The organism is Jannaschia faecimaris (assembly GCF_900107415.1).
Classification (GTDB): domain Bacteria; phylum Pseudomonadota; class Alphaproteobacteria; order Rhodobacterales; family Rhodobacteraceae; genus Jannaschia; species Jannaschia faecimaris.
This window is the reverse complement of the sequence record NZ_FNPX01000015.1, coordinates 22,774-40,362: the sequence shown is the minus strand read 5'-3', so window position 1 is coordinate 40,362 and position 17,589 is coordinate 22,774. Positions and strand designations below refer to the sequence as shown.

The following is a 17,589-nucleotide window of genomic DNA, read 5'->3' as shown; positions in this document are numbered from 1 at the left end:
GACAGCCCCGCCGCGTCAGGCGGCAAGCGGGCGAAGGCTATCGAACAGGCTTTCCATGAATTCCAGCGTGATAAGCGACGGTGTCTTGTGGATCGGTCGCACCAGCGACAGGCGATGCGGTACGGCGGGTTCATAAGGGCGGTAGGCGACGCGCCCGGCGTAGGTCAGCGCGTCCAACTCACTGACGACCGAAATGCCCTCGCCGAGGGCGACAAACTCGCAGGCGGCGGTGAACTGGCGCACCTCGATCACGGGGCGGGGCACCGCAGCGGCCTGCGTAAAGGTTTCCAGCAGCCGACGATAGAATGGAGAGTCGCGCCGTGCATGGATTAGCCGCTCGCCGTGCAGATCCTGCGCGGTCACCCGATCCAATGCCGCGAATCTATGATCCTTTGGAAACACGCAGACGGAGCGGACCGCAATCGTCTCGCTCTCGATGGCGGGGTGTCCCTCGAAGGAATCCGTGATGCCGCAATCGTATTGCTCCCCGATGATCCATTCGAGGATGCGCTCGGGTCGGTCCGGTTCCACGGTGATGGTCACGTCCGGTCTGGCATGAAGGAATTTCGACACGACACCCGGCAGATGGCTTGTCGCGAATCCGGGCAGGCAGGCCACGCGCAGATGTCCCGCCTTGCGTTCATTCAGGCCGCGGCTGGTTTCCGAAATATGCGCCATCAGGTCTACGACCCGCCGAATATCGGGCAGGATGTAGCGTGCTTCCTGCGTCGGAACCAGGCGCCCATCCCGGCGGTCGAGCAGGGTGAACCCAAGTTCGGTCGACAGATCCGCGATCAGGCGGCTGACGGCAGGCTGGGAAACGCCAAGATCCCCGGCGGCGCGGGTCATCGAGCCATGCTGTGCCACTGCTTTCAGTGCCTCCAACTGGCGTAACCTGAGACTTCCGCTCACGGACATCCTCCACATGACCAAAACATAGTATGATGTTATAACAGAAATACGTGCAATAGCCTTGAATTATTCAATACCGTCGGCGTACCATCGCGGCACACGGGGCTCGTTCACGGGCTCTTGTACCGTTCTTGGGAGGAACATCATGACACGCTTTACGATCGGCGCGCTTGTCGCCGGCACCACCATTCTGTCGCCTCTGGCGGCTCTTGCACAGACCGAGATCCAGTTCTGGCACGCCTTCACCGGTCGCCTGGGCGAGTTGGTCGCGGCGCAGGTCGAGGATTTCAACGCAAGCCAGTCTGACTACGCCGTCGTGGCAAGCCACAAGGGCAACTACTCCGAGACGCTGAACGCAGGCATCGCCGCTTTCCGCGCCGGTGAGCAGCCGCACATCCTGATGGTTTTCGAAGTGGGCACCGCCACGATGATGGGGGCTGCGGGGGCCATCAAGCCCGTCGCCGAGGTCATGGAGGCCTCGTCCGTCGAATTCGACCCCGACGCCTATATCGGCGCGGTCAAAGGCTACTACACCACGACAGACGGTGAGATGCTTTCGTTGCCGTTCAACTCCTCCACGCCAGTACTCTGGGTGAACCGCGATGCCTTGGAGGCGGCCGGTATCGACCCCGACGTCGACCTGTCGACATGGCAGAACATTGGTCCCGTCCTCGACGAGCTGAAGGCCGCCGGAAGCACCTGCCCGCTGACCACCGCATGGCAGAGCTGGGTGCACCTTGAGAACTTCTCGGCCTACCACAACGTTCCCTTTGCGACGCAGGATAACGGCTTTGCCGGGACCGACACCGAACTGGCCCTGAATTCGCCGGCGCAGGTTGGCCACATCGCCCGGATGGGGGAATGGGCACAAGACGGCAAGTTCATCTACGCCGGTCGCCGCAACGAGGGTGGCGCGAACTTCCGCGCCGGGGAATGCGCACTCTTCACCGAGTCGTCCGCAGGATACGCGGGCATCAAGGCCGAGGCGGAGTTCGACTTTGACGTGCGCCCGCTGCCCTATGATTCTGACGTCGTGGACGCGCCGCAGAACACGATCATCGGCGGCGCGTCGCTGTGGGTGATGGAAGGGAAGCCGGCCGAGGATTACGAGGGCGTGGCCGAGTTCCTGGCCTACCTGTCGTCCACCCCGGTTCAGGCACAGTGGCACCAGGACACCGGCTATCTGCCGATCACAACAGCGGCGGGCGAAGCAACCCGCGAGGCGGGTTTCTATGATGAGAATCCTGGAACCGACGTGGCTGTCATCCAGATGACCACAAACGAGCCGACGGCGAATTCCAAAGGTCTGCGGTTGGGGTCGTTCGACCAGATCCGTACGATCATCGACGAGGAGCTTGAGGGCGTCTGGGCCGGTGACAAGTCGGCACAGGAAGCCCTCGACAGCGCAAAGGAGCGGGGCGACCAGCTTCTGCGCCGGTTCGAGCAAGCCAGCCGCTGAGACCAAAGTCACGCGTCCCGTTCGCGGGGCGCGTGATCCACACGTGATGGTTCGCCGGGGGAACGGGGATTGTTGATCGTTGCTATTTTTCTGGATTGTCTGGCCGCCCTCGGGATGGCTGGGCTGGCGCTGAAGTATCTGCGGGCGACGCCGCCCGTGGAATACCACGCAAGGATCATGGCCGCTGACACGGTCGGCCCGGCGACCAAACGGGTAATCGGGGCGCTCTACCGGGTGTTGGCCGGGGCGCTTCTGGCGCTTGCGGGGGGTGTGGCGATCGTGGCTTTGGGCGGGGTCATGGGTGATGCATTCTGGGCGAAACTGGCCGTGCTCATCATGATCGCCGGTGCTGGCGGAACTGCTGTCGCAGTAATGCGCGGCGTCGAGACCGAAACCGGGGTACGCACACCGTGGCGACCTGCGGCGGGTTTGACGGGCCTTGGCGCTCTGGGCTTCGTGCTCGCACTGGTTTGAAGGGGGCAAAGGGGAAGAAATGGAAAAGCGTGTCACCTTCAAGGGCTGGCTTCTGCCGCTTCTGCTGATTGCGCCGCAGGTCATCGTCTCGGCGGTGTTCTTCTTCTATCCGGCGGGGCAGGCGATCTGGAATTCGCTGTTCATCCCGGATCCGTTCGGCTTGTCGATGCAATACGTAGGCCTCGGAAACTTCGAATACCTGCTGTCCGACCCGTACTATCGCGCGTCATTCGTTACGACGGCCATCTTCTCGACGCTGGTGACGGTGGTCTCGATGATACCGGCGCTGTTCCTTGCAGTTATCGCCGACCGGTTGGTCAAGGGGGCGGGCACTTATCGCACGCTGCTGATCTGGCCCTATGCGGTGGCGCCGGCGGTGGCGGGTGTGCTGTGGCTCTTCATGTTCAACACGCGCGTTGGCGTCGTGGCCTGGTACCTGGGACAGTTGGGGTATGACTGGAATCACGTTCTCAACGATGCGGAGGCGATGGGCCTTGTCGTTGTCGCGTCGGCCTGGGGCCGCATCAGCTATAACTTCCTGTTTTTCTTTGCCGCGCTGCAAGCCGTGCCAAAATCGGTGATCGAGGCGGCTGCGATTGACGGCGCGCGGTTCTGGCGACGGTTCTGGACGATCGTCCTGCCGCTGCTGTCGCCGACGACATTCTTCCTGCTGGTGGTCAATATCGTCTACGCCTTCTTCGAGACCTTCGGCGTGATCCACACGATCACCGCGGGCGGGCCGCAGCAAGCCACGACAATCTTGGTCTACAAGGTATTCGCCGACGGCTTCGTGGGCCAGGACCTCGGCTCTTCGGCGGCGCAATCCGTAATCTTGCTGGTCCTTGTGGGTGCGCTCACAATTGTCCAGTTCAAGTTCATTGAGCGGAGGGTGCACTATTGACCGACGTCACCAAAGTTGCATCCGGTCCCGAGCCGCGCCGCGAGCCGGCACCCGGAATGGTTGAGCGGCGCGGCGCATCGCTCTGGCTGACACATGTTCTGATGATCCTGGGCGTTCTGATCGTGTTCTTCCCGATCTGGCTCGCCTTCGTCGCCTCGACTGTGACGCAGCCCGAAATCGTGCGCCCGCCGATGCCACTCTGGCCGGGGGATCAATTCCTGACGAACTACAAGGCGGCTCTCTTTTCGGGCGTTAACGTGCCTGTCGCGACGATGCTGTTCAATTCGCTTGTGATGGCGCTCGGGATCACGGTTGGCAAGATCATCATCTCGCTGCTGTCTGCCTTCGCGATTGTCTATTTCCGGTTCCCGGGAAAATCGGTGTTCTTCTGGATGATCTTCCTGACGCTGATGCTGCCGGTCGAGGTGCGGATCGTACCCACCTATGAAGTCGTCGCGGGGTTTGGGATGCTCAACTCCTACGGCGGCCTTATCTTCCCGCTCATCGCGTCCGCGACGGCGACCTTCCTGTTTCGGCAGTTCTTCATGACCGTTCCGGACGAGCTGGCCGAGGCGGCCCGCGTCGATGGCGCGCGCCCGATGCGCTTCTTCTGGGACATCCTTATGCCGATGAGCCGGACGAACATCGCCGCGCTTTTCGTCATCCTCTTCATCTATGGCTGGAACCAATACCTTTGGCCGCTGCTCATCACCACTGACCCCGAGATGAACACCATCGTCATGGGCATCAAACAGATGTTCCCGTCCGGCGATGATGTGGCTGACTGGCCCGTCATCATGGCCACCTCGATCCTGGCGATGATCCCGCCGATCGTCGTCGTCATCTCGATGCAGAAACTCTTTATCCGCGGCCTCGTGGACAGCGAAAAGTAAGGACCGGAATGGCGAACGTAGAGCTGATCGACGTCAAGAAACGCTTCGGCAAGACCGAGGTTATCCATGGCGTAACGACCACCATCGAAGACGGTGAGTTCATCGTCATCGTCGGGCCTTCGGGCTGCGGCAAGTCCACGTTGCTGCGTATGGTTGCGGGCCTTGAAAGCGTCTCTGCAGGCGAGGTGCGCATCGGCGGGCGGCGCGTCAACGAGGTGGAACCGATGGATCGCGACATCGCCATGGTGTTCCAGAACTACGCCCTTTATCCGCACATGTCGGTGCGCCAGAATATGGGCTACGGCCTCAAGATCGCGGGCGACAGCAAGCCCGAGATCGACCGCAAGGTGGGCGAGGCAGCCAAGCTGCTGCAACTCGACCCCTATCTTGATCGTCGCCCGCGCGACCTGTCCGGCGGTCAGCGACAGCGCGTCGCCATGGGCCGTGCCATCGTGCGCGAACCCGAGGTGTTCCTGTTCGACGAGCCATTGTCGAACCTCGATGCCAAGCTGCGCGTGCAGATGCGGCTGGAAATCCGCGATCTGCAGGACCGATTGGGCATCACATCGCTTTATGTCACCCACGACCAGGTCGAGGCGATGACGATGGCCGACCGCATGATCGTGATGAACGCTGGCCGTGCCGAACAAATCGGCACACCACTGGATGTCTACGAGACGCCGCAGACCCTTTTCGCAGCGCAGTTCATCGGATCACCGTCCATGAATGTTCTGGACGCGCATGCCGAAGGTGGTGTGCTGCATATCGGTGAGACATCGATTCCAGGCGGGCAGGGGGCCGATGGTGCCGTGTCTCTTGGGATAAGGCCGGAACATGTTGACGTTGATCCCGATGGCCCACTTACGCTGACTGTCCGCATGGCGGAGCCACTTGGCGCGAACACGCTGCTTCATGGGCGTCTGGCCTGCGGTCAAGCCTTTACCGCTAGTCTGGCGGGCGTGCACCGCGTCACGACGAACGAAGTTCTGCGTCTAAGCGTCCAACTCGGCAGCCTGCATATCTTCGACGCAGTTGACGGGCATCGCTTGACATGATCGCGGCCTGTTTGCCGGCACCTATCGATTACAGGCCACAGTCAGGCGCTTACCAGTACCGAATGCAGCGGCGCTGACCCAATGGCCCAGTCCAGCGGTCTTTTTCTGATCCTACACGTCGCGGGCGCAGTGGCGTTGCTGCTTTGGGCCGTGCGTCTGATCCGCACGGGAGTCGAGCGGGCCTTCGCCCGGCAATTGCGCGGCTGGCTGCGGGGATCGGCGCGGTCGCGCTTCCTTGCGGCGGCAACTGGCGCGATGTCAGCCATCGCATTGCAAAGCTCGACTGCGGTCGCGCTCCTGATCAGCGGATTCGTCGGCGCGGGCAGCGTCGGCGCGGCGACCGGCATCGCGATCATGCTGGGGGCCGACCTGGGTTCGGCGGTCGTGGCCTCGGTGCTGCTGTCGGGCGCGGACCTTCTGGTCCCTGCGCTATTGTTGTTCGGGGTCGTGTTGTTCCTGCGCGGCCCGACGGCCCGCGTTCGTCAGATCGGTCGCATCCTGATCGGACTGGCGTTGGTGTTTGTATCGCTCGACCTGATCCGTGACGCGACGGCACCGCTCGGCGAAAGCACCGGCGTGACGGCGGTCCTGACGGCGCTGACATCGGACCTGCCGCTGGCATTCATCCTAGGCGCGGCGGTGGCGTGGGCGATGCATTCCAGCGTGGCCGCCATCCTTTTCTACGTCACACTTGCGGCGCAGGGCGTCCTGCCGCCAGCTGCGGCGATGGCGATGATCTTGGGCGCGAACGCGGGTGGAGCCCTGATCGCCGTCGTTCTGACGCTTGCCGCGCCCCCCGAGGTTCGTCGCGTCACGACCGCCAATCTGGTGATGCGTGCGTCAGCGGCTGCCTTCGCCACATTCCTGCTGTCCCGGCTGGAAGGTCCGCTGCCGGGCGCGGGCGCTCAGATTACCGCGCAGCTTATCGGTGTGCATATCGGCTTCAACGTGGCGTTGGCACTGCTTTTCCTCCCCCTGATCGGCCCGGCAGAGCGTCTTGCCACGCTCCTGCACCCGTTGGCCCCGGCCGGTGGGCGCGCAACCGGTCCCCGGACGGCACTCGACAATGCAGCGCTGGATCGGCCCGAGCAGGCACTCGCACTTGCCCGCCGCGAGGTATTGCGGATCGGAGAGACCGTCGAGGCGATGCTGCGCACCGCGCGTGACCTATTCCAGAATTGGGACGAGACAGCCGCCGCGAACCTGCAGGCGAACGAGGCTTTCGTGGCCGAGCGCCATCACGACGTGAAACTGTTCCTCGCCAGCCTGTCGCGCCGCTGTAAGGACGAGCCGGTGGAGCAGGCGGCACAGGACCTTGCGCGCATCGCCGTCGACTTCGAAACCGCGTCCGACGCGATTTCGGGAAACCTGCGGGTCATTGCAAACCGCTTGCACGCCGAAGGCCTTCGCTTCTCCGACGCGGGGCAGGCGGAACTGTCTGACTTTCACAATCGCGTTCTGGTCAACGCGCAGCTTGCCCTTGACGTGCTGATGACCGGCGACCCGGATACGGCACACGGCCTCATGGCCAAGAAGGACGCGATGCGCGGGCTGGAGAACGAACTGCAACATTCCCATTTGGCCCGTTTGCGTGACGGACGTCCCGAAAGCCTGGAAACGTCGGCAATTCACCAGGAAACCCTGCGCAGTCTGAAACTTGTGAATACCTCTTTTTCGATGGTTGCCTATCCTCTGCTTCATCAGGCCGGGCGCCTGCTGACGTCGCGACTGACTTGATGGTACTGACCCAAAAAGCGCGAATGCACTCAGGCGTCTCCGCAAGTCGATTTCCGAGGCAGGAAGGCAGCGGGATTCCGATCCTTATAGCTGGGCACGACCAATGCTCGCGTTGTCTTGGGCGGGCCACAGATTGTTGGTTACAAAAGTAACGGCTATGCCAAGGGGGTAGTTGAGGAGGATCCGATGAAAGCAAGCGCCAAGACAAGCCAGTTCATTCAGGCCCCCTCGATCCCCGGCCCGCATGAGGGCTACATGCCCGGCTTTGGCAATGATTTCGAGACCGAAGCCCTGCCTGGCGCGCTGCCGCAAGGTATGAACTCGCCGCAGAAGTGTAACTATGGCCTTTACGGCGAACAGCTTTCGGGAACCGCATTCACGGCACCGGGACATCAGAACGAGCGGACGTGGTGCTATCGCATCCGCCCGTCGGTCAAGCACACGCACCGGTTCAAGCGGGTAGATCTTCCGTACTGGAAATCCGCACCTCTGGTCGATCCGGACGTCATCTCTCTGGGGCAGTATCGCTGGGACCCCGTGTTGCAGGCCGGGGGAACGACCTGGCTGACGGGGATGCGCACGATGACGACTGCGGGTGATGTGAACACCCAGGTGGGGATGGCGGCCCATGTCTATGTCGTGACCGACAGCATGGTGGATGCCTATTTCTATTCCGCCGATTCCGAACTGTTGGTCGTTCCGCAGCAAGGTCGGATGCGATTTTGTACTGAACTTGGGATCATCGACCTAGCCCCGCAGGAGGTGGCCATCCTACCGCGTGGCTTGGTCTACCGTGTCGAGGTTCTGGAGGGGCCGTGCCGCGGTTTCGTCTGCGAGAACTACGGCCAGAAGTTCGTTCTGCCCGAGCGCGGGCCGATCGGGGCCAACTGCATGGCGAACCGCCGCGACTTCAAGACACCGGTCGCCGCCTTCGAGGACCGCGAAGTCTCCTCGACCGTTACCGTGAAATGGGGCGGACAGTTCCACGTCACGCAGATCGGGCAATCGCCGCTGGATGTCGTCGCTTGGCACGGCAATTACGCACCGGTCAAATACGACCTGAACACCTACTGCCCAGTCGGATCGGTCCTGTTCGATCACCCTGACCCGTCGATCTTTACCGTGCTGACGGCACCGTCTGGCGTGCCGGGGACGGCCAACATCGATTTTGTGCTGTTCCGCGACCGCTGGATGGTGGCCGAGGATACGTTCCGCCCGCCATGGTACCACAAGAACGTCATGTCGGAATTGATGGGGAACATTCACGGCCAGTACGATGCCAAGCCCAAGGGGTTCGTGCCAGGCGGTATGTCGCTGCACAACATGATGCTGCCCCATGGGCCGGACCGGATGGCGTTCGAGGGCGCGTCCAACGCCGACCTGAAGCCGCACAAGCTCAAAGACACGATGTCCTTCATGTTCGAGACCCGCTTTCCGCAGCACCTCACACCGTTCGCCGCGACCGAAGCCCCCTTGCAGGACGACTATATCGACTGCTGGGGCGATATGCCCAAGCTGTTTGATGGCACACCGGGAGTGAAGGGATGATCCTTGCCTCCTACCCGAAGCAGCGCGATGGGGAGCTTCGCATCGTCGCACCGGACCGTCAGACCTCCACCCGAATGCAGCGCCGCTCCTTTGCCGAGATGATCGAATACGGAGTTGCCCCGCCAGAGGGCGAGCCAGAGCCATTCGACATCACCCGATGCACGGCCCCGATGCCACGCGCGTGGCAGTTTCTGGACGGCTCGGCCTATGTGAACCATGTGGAACTTGTTCGCCGGGCGCGAGGGGCGGAAATGCCTCGGAGCTTCTGGACCGATCCGCTGATGTATCAGGGTTGCTCCGATCCGTTTCTCGGTCCGACCGACCCCATTTCGGGTGACCCCGCGTGGGGTGTCGACTTCGAAGCAGAGGTCGCCGTCGTGATTTCCGACGTCGACATGGGTGCGACGGTCGATACCGCGCGGGCTGCCATCCGCTTCATAATGCTGCTGAACGATGTGTCTCTGCGCGCGCTTGTTCCAGCGGAACTGGGGAAAGGTTTCGGGTTTGTACAATCCAAACCGCCCTCGGCGTTTGCGCCGCTGGCGCTCAGCCCCGATGAACTGCCGTGTTGGGACGGCGACCGGCTGCATGCGACCATGTGCGTGAATCTAAACGGGCTGCCGTTCGGTCAAACAAATGCGGGTCAGGACATGACCTTCGGCTTTCCCGAACTTATCGCCCATGCCGCCAAGACGCGCCCCCTGCGGGCCGGGACCGTGATCGGCTCTGGCACCGTATCGAACAAGCGGGAAGGGGGCCCGGGGGACCGGATCGTGGACGGCGGCGCGGGGTACTCCTGCATCGCGGAGCAGCGCATGGTTGAAACGATCCAAACCGGCAGCGCGACCACGCCGTTTCTGACCACAGGAGATCGGGTCGAGATATGGATGGAACACGAAGGGAAAAGCCTCTTCGGAACCATTGATCAAACCGTGCAAGATTGGCGGGCCTGATATTGCGCTGAGACGGCCTTCGTAATGGTAGGGCAACCGCTGATCGCGTTTCGCAACGATGGCGCGAGTTCCTGATGATCGGCAGCCGATCCAGTGTATCCCTGTAATGCAGCAGACGCTTACATTACATAATCTTGGTTATTGGATAATGCAGTGCGAAGCAGGCGACTACCCTTTCTCACAACCACGGCTCCGAGTGGCTTGATAACAAGTAGTCATCCAAGCGCATATCCTGCACCACGCACCGTACGGATCGGATCGTCGGCCCCGGTTGCGTTGCGCAGTGCCTTGCGCAAACGTCCCACGTGAACATCGACCGTTCGGCTATCGACATAGATGTCGCGGCCCCAGACACGATCAAGCAATTGGTCACGTGACCAGACACGACCGGGCCGCTCCATGAAAGTTGTCAGCAACCGGAATTCTGTCGGCCCCAGATGCAATTCGTTGCCGGCGCGAAAGACACGATGTTCGGCGGTATCCAGCGTGACATCGCCGAATTCCAGCCGCTCGCCCACGGACGCCGGTCGCACACGGCGCAGTTGGGTCCGAATGCGGGCCATAAGCTCGACCACGGAATAGGGTTTCACGACGTAGTCGTCTGCCCCTGTTTCCAGCCCCCTCACTCGGTCGACTTCCTCGGATCGCGCGGAGATCATGATAACCGGGATGGCACGCGTATCGGCCGCCGATTTAAGACGGCGGCAAACCTCGATGCCCGATACTTCGGGCAGCATCCAGTCCAGCAGGATCAGGTCAGGTACATCCTCCCGCGCCATTTCCAAAGCAGCGTCACCCGTTGTGGCCTGAAGCACCATGAAACCCTCTGCTTCCAGGTTGTAGACAAGAACCTCCCGCTGCGGCGCCTCGTCTTCCACCACCAGGACGGAGGGCTGTGCCATCAGACCATGCCCCCCTTGGCAGTGCTGGTAATGTCGGCCTTGGTGCGGTCTTCGTCGGGCAGTTCACCGTCCACAAGATAGATTACCTGTTCGGCGATTCCGGTCACAAGGTCACCCATCCGCTCGATGTTTTTTGCCATGAAATGCAAGTGCATACAGGCCGTAATGTTGCGGGGATCTTCCATCATGTGGGTCAGGTATTCACGGAACAGGCCGTTATACATCTGATCCACTTCCTCATCTCGGGCACGGACGTCATAAGCAAGCGCGGCATCACGTTGAATATAGGCGTCGAGCGCGTCTTTAAGCATAATCTGGACCGCCTTCGACATGCGCTTCAAGGAAGCTGTTCCGCCGTCGACAGGATGCAAATCCGCAAGTATTTCAGTACGTTTCGCGATGTTCTTCGCGTAATCGCCGATCCGTTCAAGGGCTGCGGAAATGCGGAACACACTCAGAACCGTACGCAGGTCAGTCGCGATTGGCTGGCGCAGGGCGATGACGCGGGCGGCCTCTTCGTTGACGGTTACCTCTAGCGCGTCGATCACCTTGTCGCCGCGGCGCGTGGCATTGGCCAGCCCCGTGTCGCCCTCCAGAAGGGCGCGGGTCGCGTCGTCGATGGCCGCTTCGACCATTCCGCCCATCTTCATGATCTGGGTCTGAATGGCCTCAAGGTCGCGGTCGAAGGCGCTGGCGATGTGCGTTTGATTGATCATTTGGACCTCCTCAGCCGATACGGCCGGAAATGTAGCTCTCGGTCCGAGAATCCTCGGGCGAGGTGAAAATCTTGCCAGTCTCTCCGTATTCAACCAGATGGCCAAGGTGGAAGAACGCGGTCTTCTGGCTGACACGGGCGGCCTGCTGCATCGAGTGAGTCACGATCACGACCGAAAAATTCTGTCGCAGTTCGTCGATCAATTCCTCGATCTGTGCGGTCGCGATTGGATCGAGGGCCGAGCAGGGTTCGTCCATCAGCAGGATCTCGGGCGCGGTGGCGACGGCGCGTGCGATGCACAGGCGCTGCTGCTGCCCGCCGGACAGCCCGGTGCCAGGTTCGTCCAACCGGTCCTTCGCCTCATCCCAGAGCGCGGCCCGACGCAGCGCATTCTCGACGATATTGTTCAGGTCAGCCTTGTCCGTCGCCAACCCATGGATGCGCGGCCCGTAGGCCACATTGTCATAGATCGACTTGGGAAACGGGTTCGGCTTCTGGAAGACCATACCGACCTTGGCGCGCAGCTGCACCGGGTCCACGCGCTTGTCGTAGATGTCTTCGCCGTCGATGCGGATATCGCCCTCGACCCGCGCGATCGGAATGGTGTCGTTCATCCTATTGATACAACGCAGGAAAGTCGATTTACCGCAACCGGATGGACCGATAAAGGCCGTCACGGTGTTGGCCGCGATGTCAACATCTACGTCTTTGATGGCGTGTGTGTCGCCGTAGTAGACCTGAACGCCGCGCGCCGTGATCTTGGGTGTCTCGGTGGTCACGGCGGTCTCCGTCGCTTGTGTGTCTTTCATATCGTCCCCCTGCCCTTACCAGCGCCGCTCGAACTTCCGGCGCAGGAAAATGGCCGTCAGGTTCATGACCAGCAGAAACAACAGAAGCACGATGATCGCACCGCTGGCTCGTTCCACAAAGGCCGGATCGGACCGTTGGGTCCAGTTGTAGATTTGCACCGGCAGCGCAGTTGCCGGATCGAACAGACCGCCGTCCAGCGGACTGTCCGGATATTCGCGCACGAAGGCGACCATACCGATAAGCAGAAGCGGCGCAGTTTCACCAAGAGCCTGCGCCAACCCGATGATCGTGCCGGTCAGGATGCCGGGCATGGCAAGCGGCAGGACGTGGTGAAACACGCTTTGCATCTTGGAGGCACCGAGACCGAGGGCCGCATCGCGGATCGACGGCGGCACGGCCCTGAGGGCCGCGCGGGTGGCGATGATGATCGTCGGCAGCGTCATCAGCGTCAGAACCAGGCCCCCGACGATCGGGGCCGATTGAGGAAGACCCGCGAAGTTGATGAAGATGGCGAGGCCCAGGATACCGAAGACGATGGATGGCACGGCGGCGAGGTTCGAGATGTTCACCTCGATCAGGTCGGTCCATCGGTTCTGGGGCGCAAATTCCTCTAGGTAGATAGAGGCTGCGACACCGATGGGCAGAGCCAGAACCAACACGATCAGCATCATGTAGAGCGAACCCAAGATCGCCACTCCAAGGCCCGCGGCTTCGGGCCGCGTGTCCGAGGCATCGGGTGCGGTGAAAAACAGCCAGTTGAACGAGGTGCTAAGCAGGCCCGCCTCCTTGAGCGCGTCGGCAAGCTGCAACTGCGCGGGGCTGATGTTGCTGTCGAGCTCCGCCGACTCCATCGTCACGCGGCCTTTGTAAAAGCCGTCGATCCGCCCTGAGGCCAATACTTCTACCGGAATCGTCTGGCCGATCAGATCAGGGTTCGCCAGAACGAGGTTACGCAACTGCGCCACGCTTTCGTCGGAGATGAGGTCCGCGGCATCCTTGGCCGAAACCTCGGTCTCGATACCCGCCCCGGCGATGGTCGCCTGCAAGCCGTCGCGTAGCAGCGGCGCGTAGCCAAACGTCGTGACCTTGGCCATTACTTCGGGATCACGGACACCGGACTTGTCCAGCTTGGCCTCCGGCAGGTTCACCTGGATCTGGATTGTCGTCTGCTGGAAGGACGACAGGCCGTTCGACAGGATCGACGTCAGCAGCATCACCAGCATCGCGATACCGATACAAACAGCGACGAGGCCATACAGCCTGAACCGTTTTTCGGCGGCGTTGCGCTTGGCGGTACGGCTGTCCTTGGCTAACAGGCTGCCCTTGCCGGCCCCATCGCCCATCGTTGCGGTCGCGTCGGTCATTCGTACTGCTCCCGGTATTTGCGGACGATGAAGAGGGCCAGAACATTAAGGGCCAGCGTGATCACGAAAAGCGTCAGACCTAGGGCGAACGCCACCAGTGTCTCTGGCGATGCAAAGTCAGTATCACCAGTAAGTTGCGAGACGATCTTAACAGTTACCGTTGTCATCGCCTCGAACGGGTTGAGATCAAGCCGGGCCGCAGCCCCTGCCCCGAGGACGACGATCATCGTCTCGCCGATGGCGCGAGACGCTGCCAGCAGAACGGCCCCCACGATACCCGGAAGGGCGGCGGGCACGATGACCTGACGGATCGTTTCCGACTGCGTGGCCCCAAGGCCGAGCGAGCCGTCCCGCATCGCCTGCGGAACGGCATTGATGATGTCATCCGACAGGGAACTGACGAATGGGATCAACATGATTCCCATCACGAGACCGGCCGTCATCACCGACGACGCCGAATTGCCCAGACCCAGCGGCGAGGCGAAGGCGTCACGCAGCAGGGGGCCAACGGTGATCAGTGCGAAAAGACCGTAGACGATCGTCGGAATGCCGGCCAGAATCTCAATCAGTGGCTTGGCGATGTTGCGGAACCGCTTTCCGGCGTATTCCGAAAGATAGATCGCGGCGAAAAGGCCCACGGGCACGGCCACGATCAGTGCGATCACCGATATGTACAGCGTACCCCAGAGCAGCGGCAGAATGCCTAGATCCGACCCGCCGCCGCGGCCCGAGAAGCTGGGCGACCATGTTGTACTGAAGAAGAAATCCTTCCAGTCATACTGGCGGAAGAAGTTCGACGTCTCGAACACCATGGACAGTACAATACCCACCGTTGTCAGGATCGCGATGGAAGCTGCGGCGATGAGGAGGACCAAGACACCCCTCTCGACCACGTTGCGGGCGCGGAAGTCGCCCTCCGACTGGCGAATGGCCCAAGCCGCGCCGATCAGCGCGAAGCCGATCGCTGCGGTGGCCATAATCCAGGACAGTGTGCCCCGCGCCTGCCAGTAGTCGGCGGCTGCCGAGAGGACATCGGCGGTCAGCGGGGTGCCAAGTGCGGTGCCCCCCGCCGATAGGACGGATCCGACGGCCTCGGTCGTCAACGTGGTCAGGTCGCCACGGGTGAAGGCTCCCGTCGCAAAGCCCGTCTCGATCCCGTCGGCAACGCGACGAACGTCGGACATGACAAGACCGGGCGTACTGCCGACGGGGATCGCACTGTCCGGCAAGCCGGCCAGGATAGACCGCTCCAACAGCAAGGGCTGCATGATCAGCCAGACCGCCAGCAGCAAAAGTGCTGGGACCAGCGCCATCATGGCACCGTTCATCCCGTAGTAGATCGGAAGCGAGTGAAGGCGGCGCGCATCCCCGCCGACCGAGCCGATTGCGCGAAACCGGGAGGCGATGAAGGCAGCGATGCCGATGACGGCAAGGATCAGGAGGATCCAGTTGAGGGGCATGGCGCGGTCTCCGGGGTCGTCAAAGGGCCGGACCGGGGAATCGCTCCCCCGGTCCGGGGTGCATTACTTCATCGTGGCTTCGTCCGAAACCGTGGCCTGCGTCTCGGCCAATTCGGGATCGGATACGAGGCCGTACTCGGACAACGGACCATCGGGGCCCGAAATGTCATCGCTGACGAAGAACTCGGCGTATTCCTTCAGACCGGGGATCGCGGCCAGGTGTGCTTTCTTGATGTAGAAGTACAGCGGCCGCGACACAGGGTATTCGCCGGTCGAAATCGTCTCGGTCGACGGAACAACGCCGCCCATCTTGGCCACTTTTAGCTTGTCCGTGTTGTTTTCATAGAAGGACAGACCGAAGACGCCGACGCCGTTGCCGTCGCTTTCGATGCGGGCCAGAGTTTCGGTGTAGTCGCCATCGATATCGACCGATGCCCCGTCGGCGCGGATCGACATGCAGGCCTCTTCGGTCGCGTCCTCGTCCATCCCGGCGGACATCATACGTTCCATCGCGCCCGTGTCTTCACATCCCTGAAGAATGACCTTCTCTTCGAACACTTCGCGCGTGCCGTGCTTGGTACCCGGGATGAACGCCAGGATGCCCACGTCAGGCAGCGCCTCGTCAATGTCTGACCAACTGCTGTTGGCGTTATCGACCAAGTTCCCATCCTCGCCCGGAATTTGGGCGGCGAGCGCGAGGTACCACTGCGAAGGTGTAAACTCGGTGAAGGCAGGGCCTGACTGCTGACTGGCAAAGACGATGCCGTCATAGCCGATGCGGACTTCGATGATATCGGTCACGCCGGCGTCGGCGCAGGCGGCAATTTCGCCGTCACGGATCTTGCGCGATGCATTGGCGATATCGATCGTATTCTCACCCACACCTTCGCAAAAACGCTTGAGACCGGCCGATGAGCCGCCCGACTCTACGACAGGGGTCGGGAAGTCAAAGTTCTCGCCAAAGGCTTCGGCGACGATTGATGCGTAAGGCAGAACGGTCGAAGACCCGGCAATCTGAACCTGATCGCGGGCAGCGGCGGCGGTGGCCGAGACAGCGACGATGGCAAGCGCCGAAACGGTGGCCTTATTGATGGACATGGCATGCTCCTGAATTTCGTTGAGCGTCTGACGGCTCCCGCCTCGGGACCCGCTCATTGCAGCAGCTAGGGGCGCGATGTTGGCCTTTTGTGACGCCCGTGTAACAGTTTGATGACGGTGGTAGCCGCCGCCCTAAAGGACGGCCCCACAGCCGGAGCTTCTCAAACCCTTGCGATCAGGCCGCCGGCAGGGTCACCAAAACCTCGGTCCCCTGCCCCACGACGCTTTCGATGCGCAACCGGCCGCGGTGTCGGTTCACGATGTGCTTGACGATTGCGAGGCCCAAACCCGTGCCGCCCTTCGCCCGCGAACGGTCGGTGTCGACACGGTAGAACCGCTCGGTCAGGCGGTGGATATGCTCAGGTGCGATTCCGGCCCCCGCATCACGCACCGACAATTGCCAGGCCGGCCCCTTGATCACCGGCTCCCGCGCGACGTGGGCCAGCGAGAGCGTGACCACGCCGGGCTGACGTCCATACTTGATGGCATTTTCCACCAGATTGGTGATGACCTGAATGATCTGATCGCGGTCGGCCGGCATCGCAGCGCTATCGGGCAGATCGGTCACGATTTGAACCTCGTTGGTGTCGGCCCCGGGGCGCAATGTACCCATCGTTTCGGATATAACACCGACAAGATCCACGACTTCGGTCGGTCGTCTGCGCGACTGCCCCTCCAACCGGCTTAGCGACAGAAGGTCGGACACCAGACGGTTCATGCGCGCCGTCTCCTGCGCCATCATTCCCAGAAACCGATCGCGGGCGGGCGCGTCATTGCGGGCCGGACCCTGCAATGTTTCTATAAAGCCAGAAACGGCGGTCAGCGGCGTTTTCAATTCATGACTGACATTCGCGACAAAATCCCGTCGCATGGATTCGCCGGCATGTGCATCCGATACATCCCTGAAAACCAGAAGGACGTGGCGCGTCCCCTCCCCGGCTTCGGTCAACGCAGAAATACTTACTTCGAACAGGGTCTCAACCTGTCCGGAGCTGTGCACGAACCGGGCGATGCCACTGGTGCCTTCGGAATAAGCGTCTTCGACTGGCCCCAGAAGCGCCGGCTGCCGCAGGACGCTGACGTAGGATCGTCCAATCACCCAGACACCCAGGCGTTCCTGCGCGGCAAGGTTGGCAACGGAGACCCGGCCAGAGCCGTCAAGGAGCATCGCGGGCTCCAGAAGTGCGTCGAGAACGGACTCAATCATTGCGATTCCTGCCTCCGTGATCCTTGCCGCCTGCGCGGTCGCCCGTTCTCTGTCAACTATTTGCTGGTTGATGACACTGGGCGCGACCCTCGTTGGGGCCG

The 17,589-nt window shown here is 61.8% G+C and carries 16 protein-coding genes; 8 read left to right on the top strand and 8 right to left on the bottom strand.

Annotated elements, in window-relative coordinates; translation table 11 throughout:
• Window positions 1-15: 15 nt before the first annotated feature.
• Window positions 16-918: a LysR substrate-binding domain-containing protein gene (locus tag BLV27_RS14460; protein ID WP_092647212.1), complete on the bottom strand. Its 903-nt coding sequence runs from the start codon at window positions 916-918 to the stop codon at window positions 16-18.
• Window positions 919-1,057: 139 nt separating this feature from the next.
• Here BLV27_RS14460 and ugpB point away from each other — a divergent pair, with 139 nt between their 5' ends.
• The 8 genes from ugpB (at window position 1,058) to BLV27_RS14420 (ending at window position 9,932) form a co-directional block, all read left to right on the top strand.
• Window positions 1,058-2,371, top strand: coding sequence for a sn-glycerol-3-phosphate ABC transporter substrate-binding protein UgpB (gene ugpB / locus BLV27_RS14455; RefSeq protein ID WP_092647211.1), 1,314 nt, complete (start codon window positions 1,058-1,060; stop codon window positions 2,369-2,371).
• 69 nt (window positions 2,372-2,440) lie between these two features.
• Window positions 2,441-2,845 carry a hypothetical protein gene (locus tag BLV27_RS14450; protein ID WP_092647210.1) on the top strand — a complete coding sequence of 135 codons (405 nt, stop codon included), beginning with the start codon at window positions 2,441-2,443 and terminating at the stop codon, window positions 2,843-2,845.
• Window positions 2,846-2,864: 19 nt separating this feature from the next.
• Window positions 2,865-3,746 (top strand): sn-glycerol-3-phosphate ABC transporter permease UgpA, encoded by an 882-nt coding sequence (ugpA, locus tag BLV27_RS14445; protein WP_092647209.1) that lies wholly within the window; start codon window positions 2,865-2,867, stop codon window positions 3,744-3,746.
• A gap of 56 nt (window positions 3,747-3,802) precedes the next feature.
• On the top strand, window positions 3,803-4,639 hold the full coding sequence (gene ugpE, locus BLV27_RS14440) for a sn-glycerol-3-phosphate ABC transporter permease UgpE (protein ID WP_092647260.1): 837 nt from the start codon (window positions 3,803-3,805) through the stop codon (window positions 4,637-4,639).
• A gap of 8 nt (window positions 4,640-4,647) precedes the next feature.
• Entirely contained in the window at window positions 4,648-5,694 is a 1,047-nt protein-coding gene (locus tag BLV27_RS14435) for an ABC transporter ATP-binding protein (RefSeq protein ID WP_092647208.1), read from the top strand.
• An 81-nt stretch (window positions 5,695-5,775) separates the two neighbouring features.
• Window positions 5,776-7,431 (top strand): Na/Pi cotransporter family protein, encoded by a 1,656-nt coding sequence (locus BLV27_RS14430; RefSeq protein ID WP_092647207.1) that lies wholly within the window; start codon window positions 5,776-5,778, stop codon window positions 7,429-7,431.
• Window positions 7,432-7,617: 186 nt separating this feature from the next.
• Window positions 7,618-8,979 carry a homogentisate 1,2-dioxygenase gene (gene hmgA / locus BLV27_RS14425; RefSeq protein WP_092647206.1) on the top strand — a complete coding sequence of 454 codons (1,362 nt, stop codon included), beginning with the start codon at window positions 7,618-7,620 and terminating at the stop codon, window positions 8,977-8,979.
• Window positions 8,976-9,932, top strand: a complete 957-nt coding sequence (locus BLV27_RS14420; RefSeq protein WP_092647205.1) for a fumarylacetoacetate hydrolase family protein — start codon at window positions 8,976-8,978, stop codon at window positions 9,930-9,932. Before hmgA ends, BLV27_RS14420 begins: the two co-directional genes overlap by 4 nt.
• A 215-nt stretch (window positions 9,933-10,147) precedes the next feature.
• Here BLV27_RS14420 and phoB read toward each other — a convergent pair whose 3' ends face one another.
• The 7 genes from phoB to BLV27_RS14385 all read right to left on the bottom strand — a co-directional run bounded on the left by phoB (window position 10,148) and on the right by BLV27_RS14385 (window position 17,488).
• On the bottom strand, window positions 10,148-10,834 hold the full coding sequence (gene phoB / locus BLV27_RS14415) for a phosphate regulon transcriptional regulator PhoB (protein WP_092647204.1): 687 nt from the start codon (window positions 10,832-10,834) through the stop codon (window positions 10,148-10,150).
• Window positions 10,834-11,550, bottom strand: a complete 717-nt coding sequence (gene phoU / locus BLV27_RS14410; protein ID WP_092647203.1) for a phosphate signaling complex protein PhoU — start codon at window positions 11,548-11,550, stop codon at window positions 10,834-10,836. The genes phoB and phoU overlap by 1 nt, the downstream gene beginning before the upstream one ends.
• 10 nt (window positions 11,551-11,560) lie before the next feature.
• Entirely contained in the window at window positions 11,561-12,358 is a 798-nt protein-coding gene (gene pstB, locus BLV27_RS14405) for a phosphate ABC transporter ATP-binding protein PstB (RefSeq protein WP_092647202.1), read from the bottom strand.
• A 15-nt stretch (window positions 12,359-12,373) separates the two neighbouring features.
• Window positions 12,374-13,723, bottom strand: a complete 1,350-nt coding sequence (gene pstA, locus BLV27_RS14400; RefSeq protein ID WP_092647201.1) for a phosphate ABC transporter permease PstA — start codon at window positions 13,721-13,723, stop codon at window positions 12,374-12,376.
• Window positions 13,720-15,183 carry a phosphate ABC transporter permease subunit PstC gene (pstC, locus tag BLV27_RS14395; RefSeq protein WP_092647200.1) on the bottom strand — a complete coding sequence of 488 codons (1,464 nt, stop codon included), beginning with the start codon at window positions 15,181-15,183 and terminating at the stop codon, window positions 13,720-13,722. The genes pstA and pstC overlap by 4 nt, the downstream gene beginning before the upstream one ends.
• A gap of 63 nt (window positions 15,184-15,246) precedes the next feature.
• Complete coding sequence (locus BLV27_RS14390) at window positions 15,247-16,281, bottom strand: substrate-binding domain-containing protein (RefSeq protein ID WP_092647199.1); 1,035 nt, start codon at window positions 16,279-16,281, stop codon at window positions 15,247-15,249.
• A 175-nt stretch (window positions 16,282-16,456) separates the two neighbouring features.
• Window positions 16,457-17,488, bottom strand: coding sequence for an ATP-binding protein (locus BLV27_RS14385; protein WP_092647198.1), 1,032 nt, complete (start codon window positions 17,486-17,488; stop codon window positions 16,457-16,459).
• Between the last annotated feature and the right edge of the window lie 101 nt (window positions 17,489-17,589).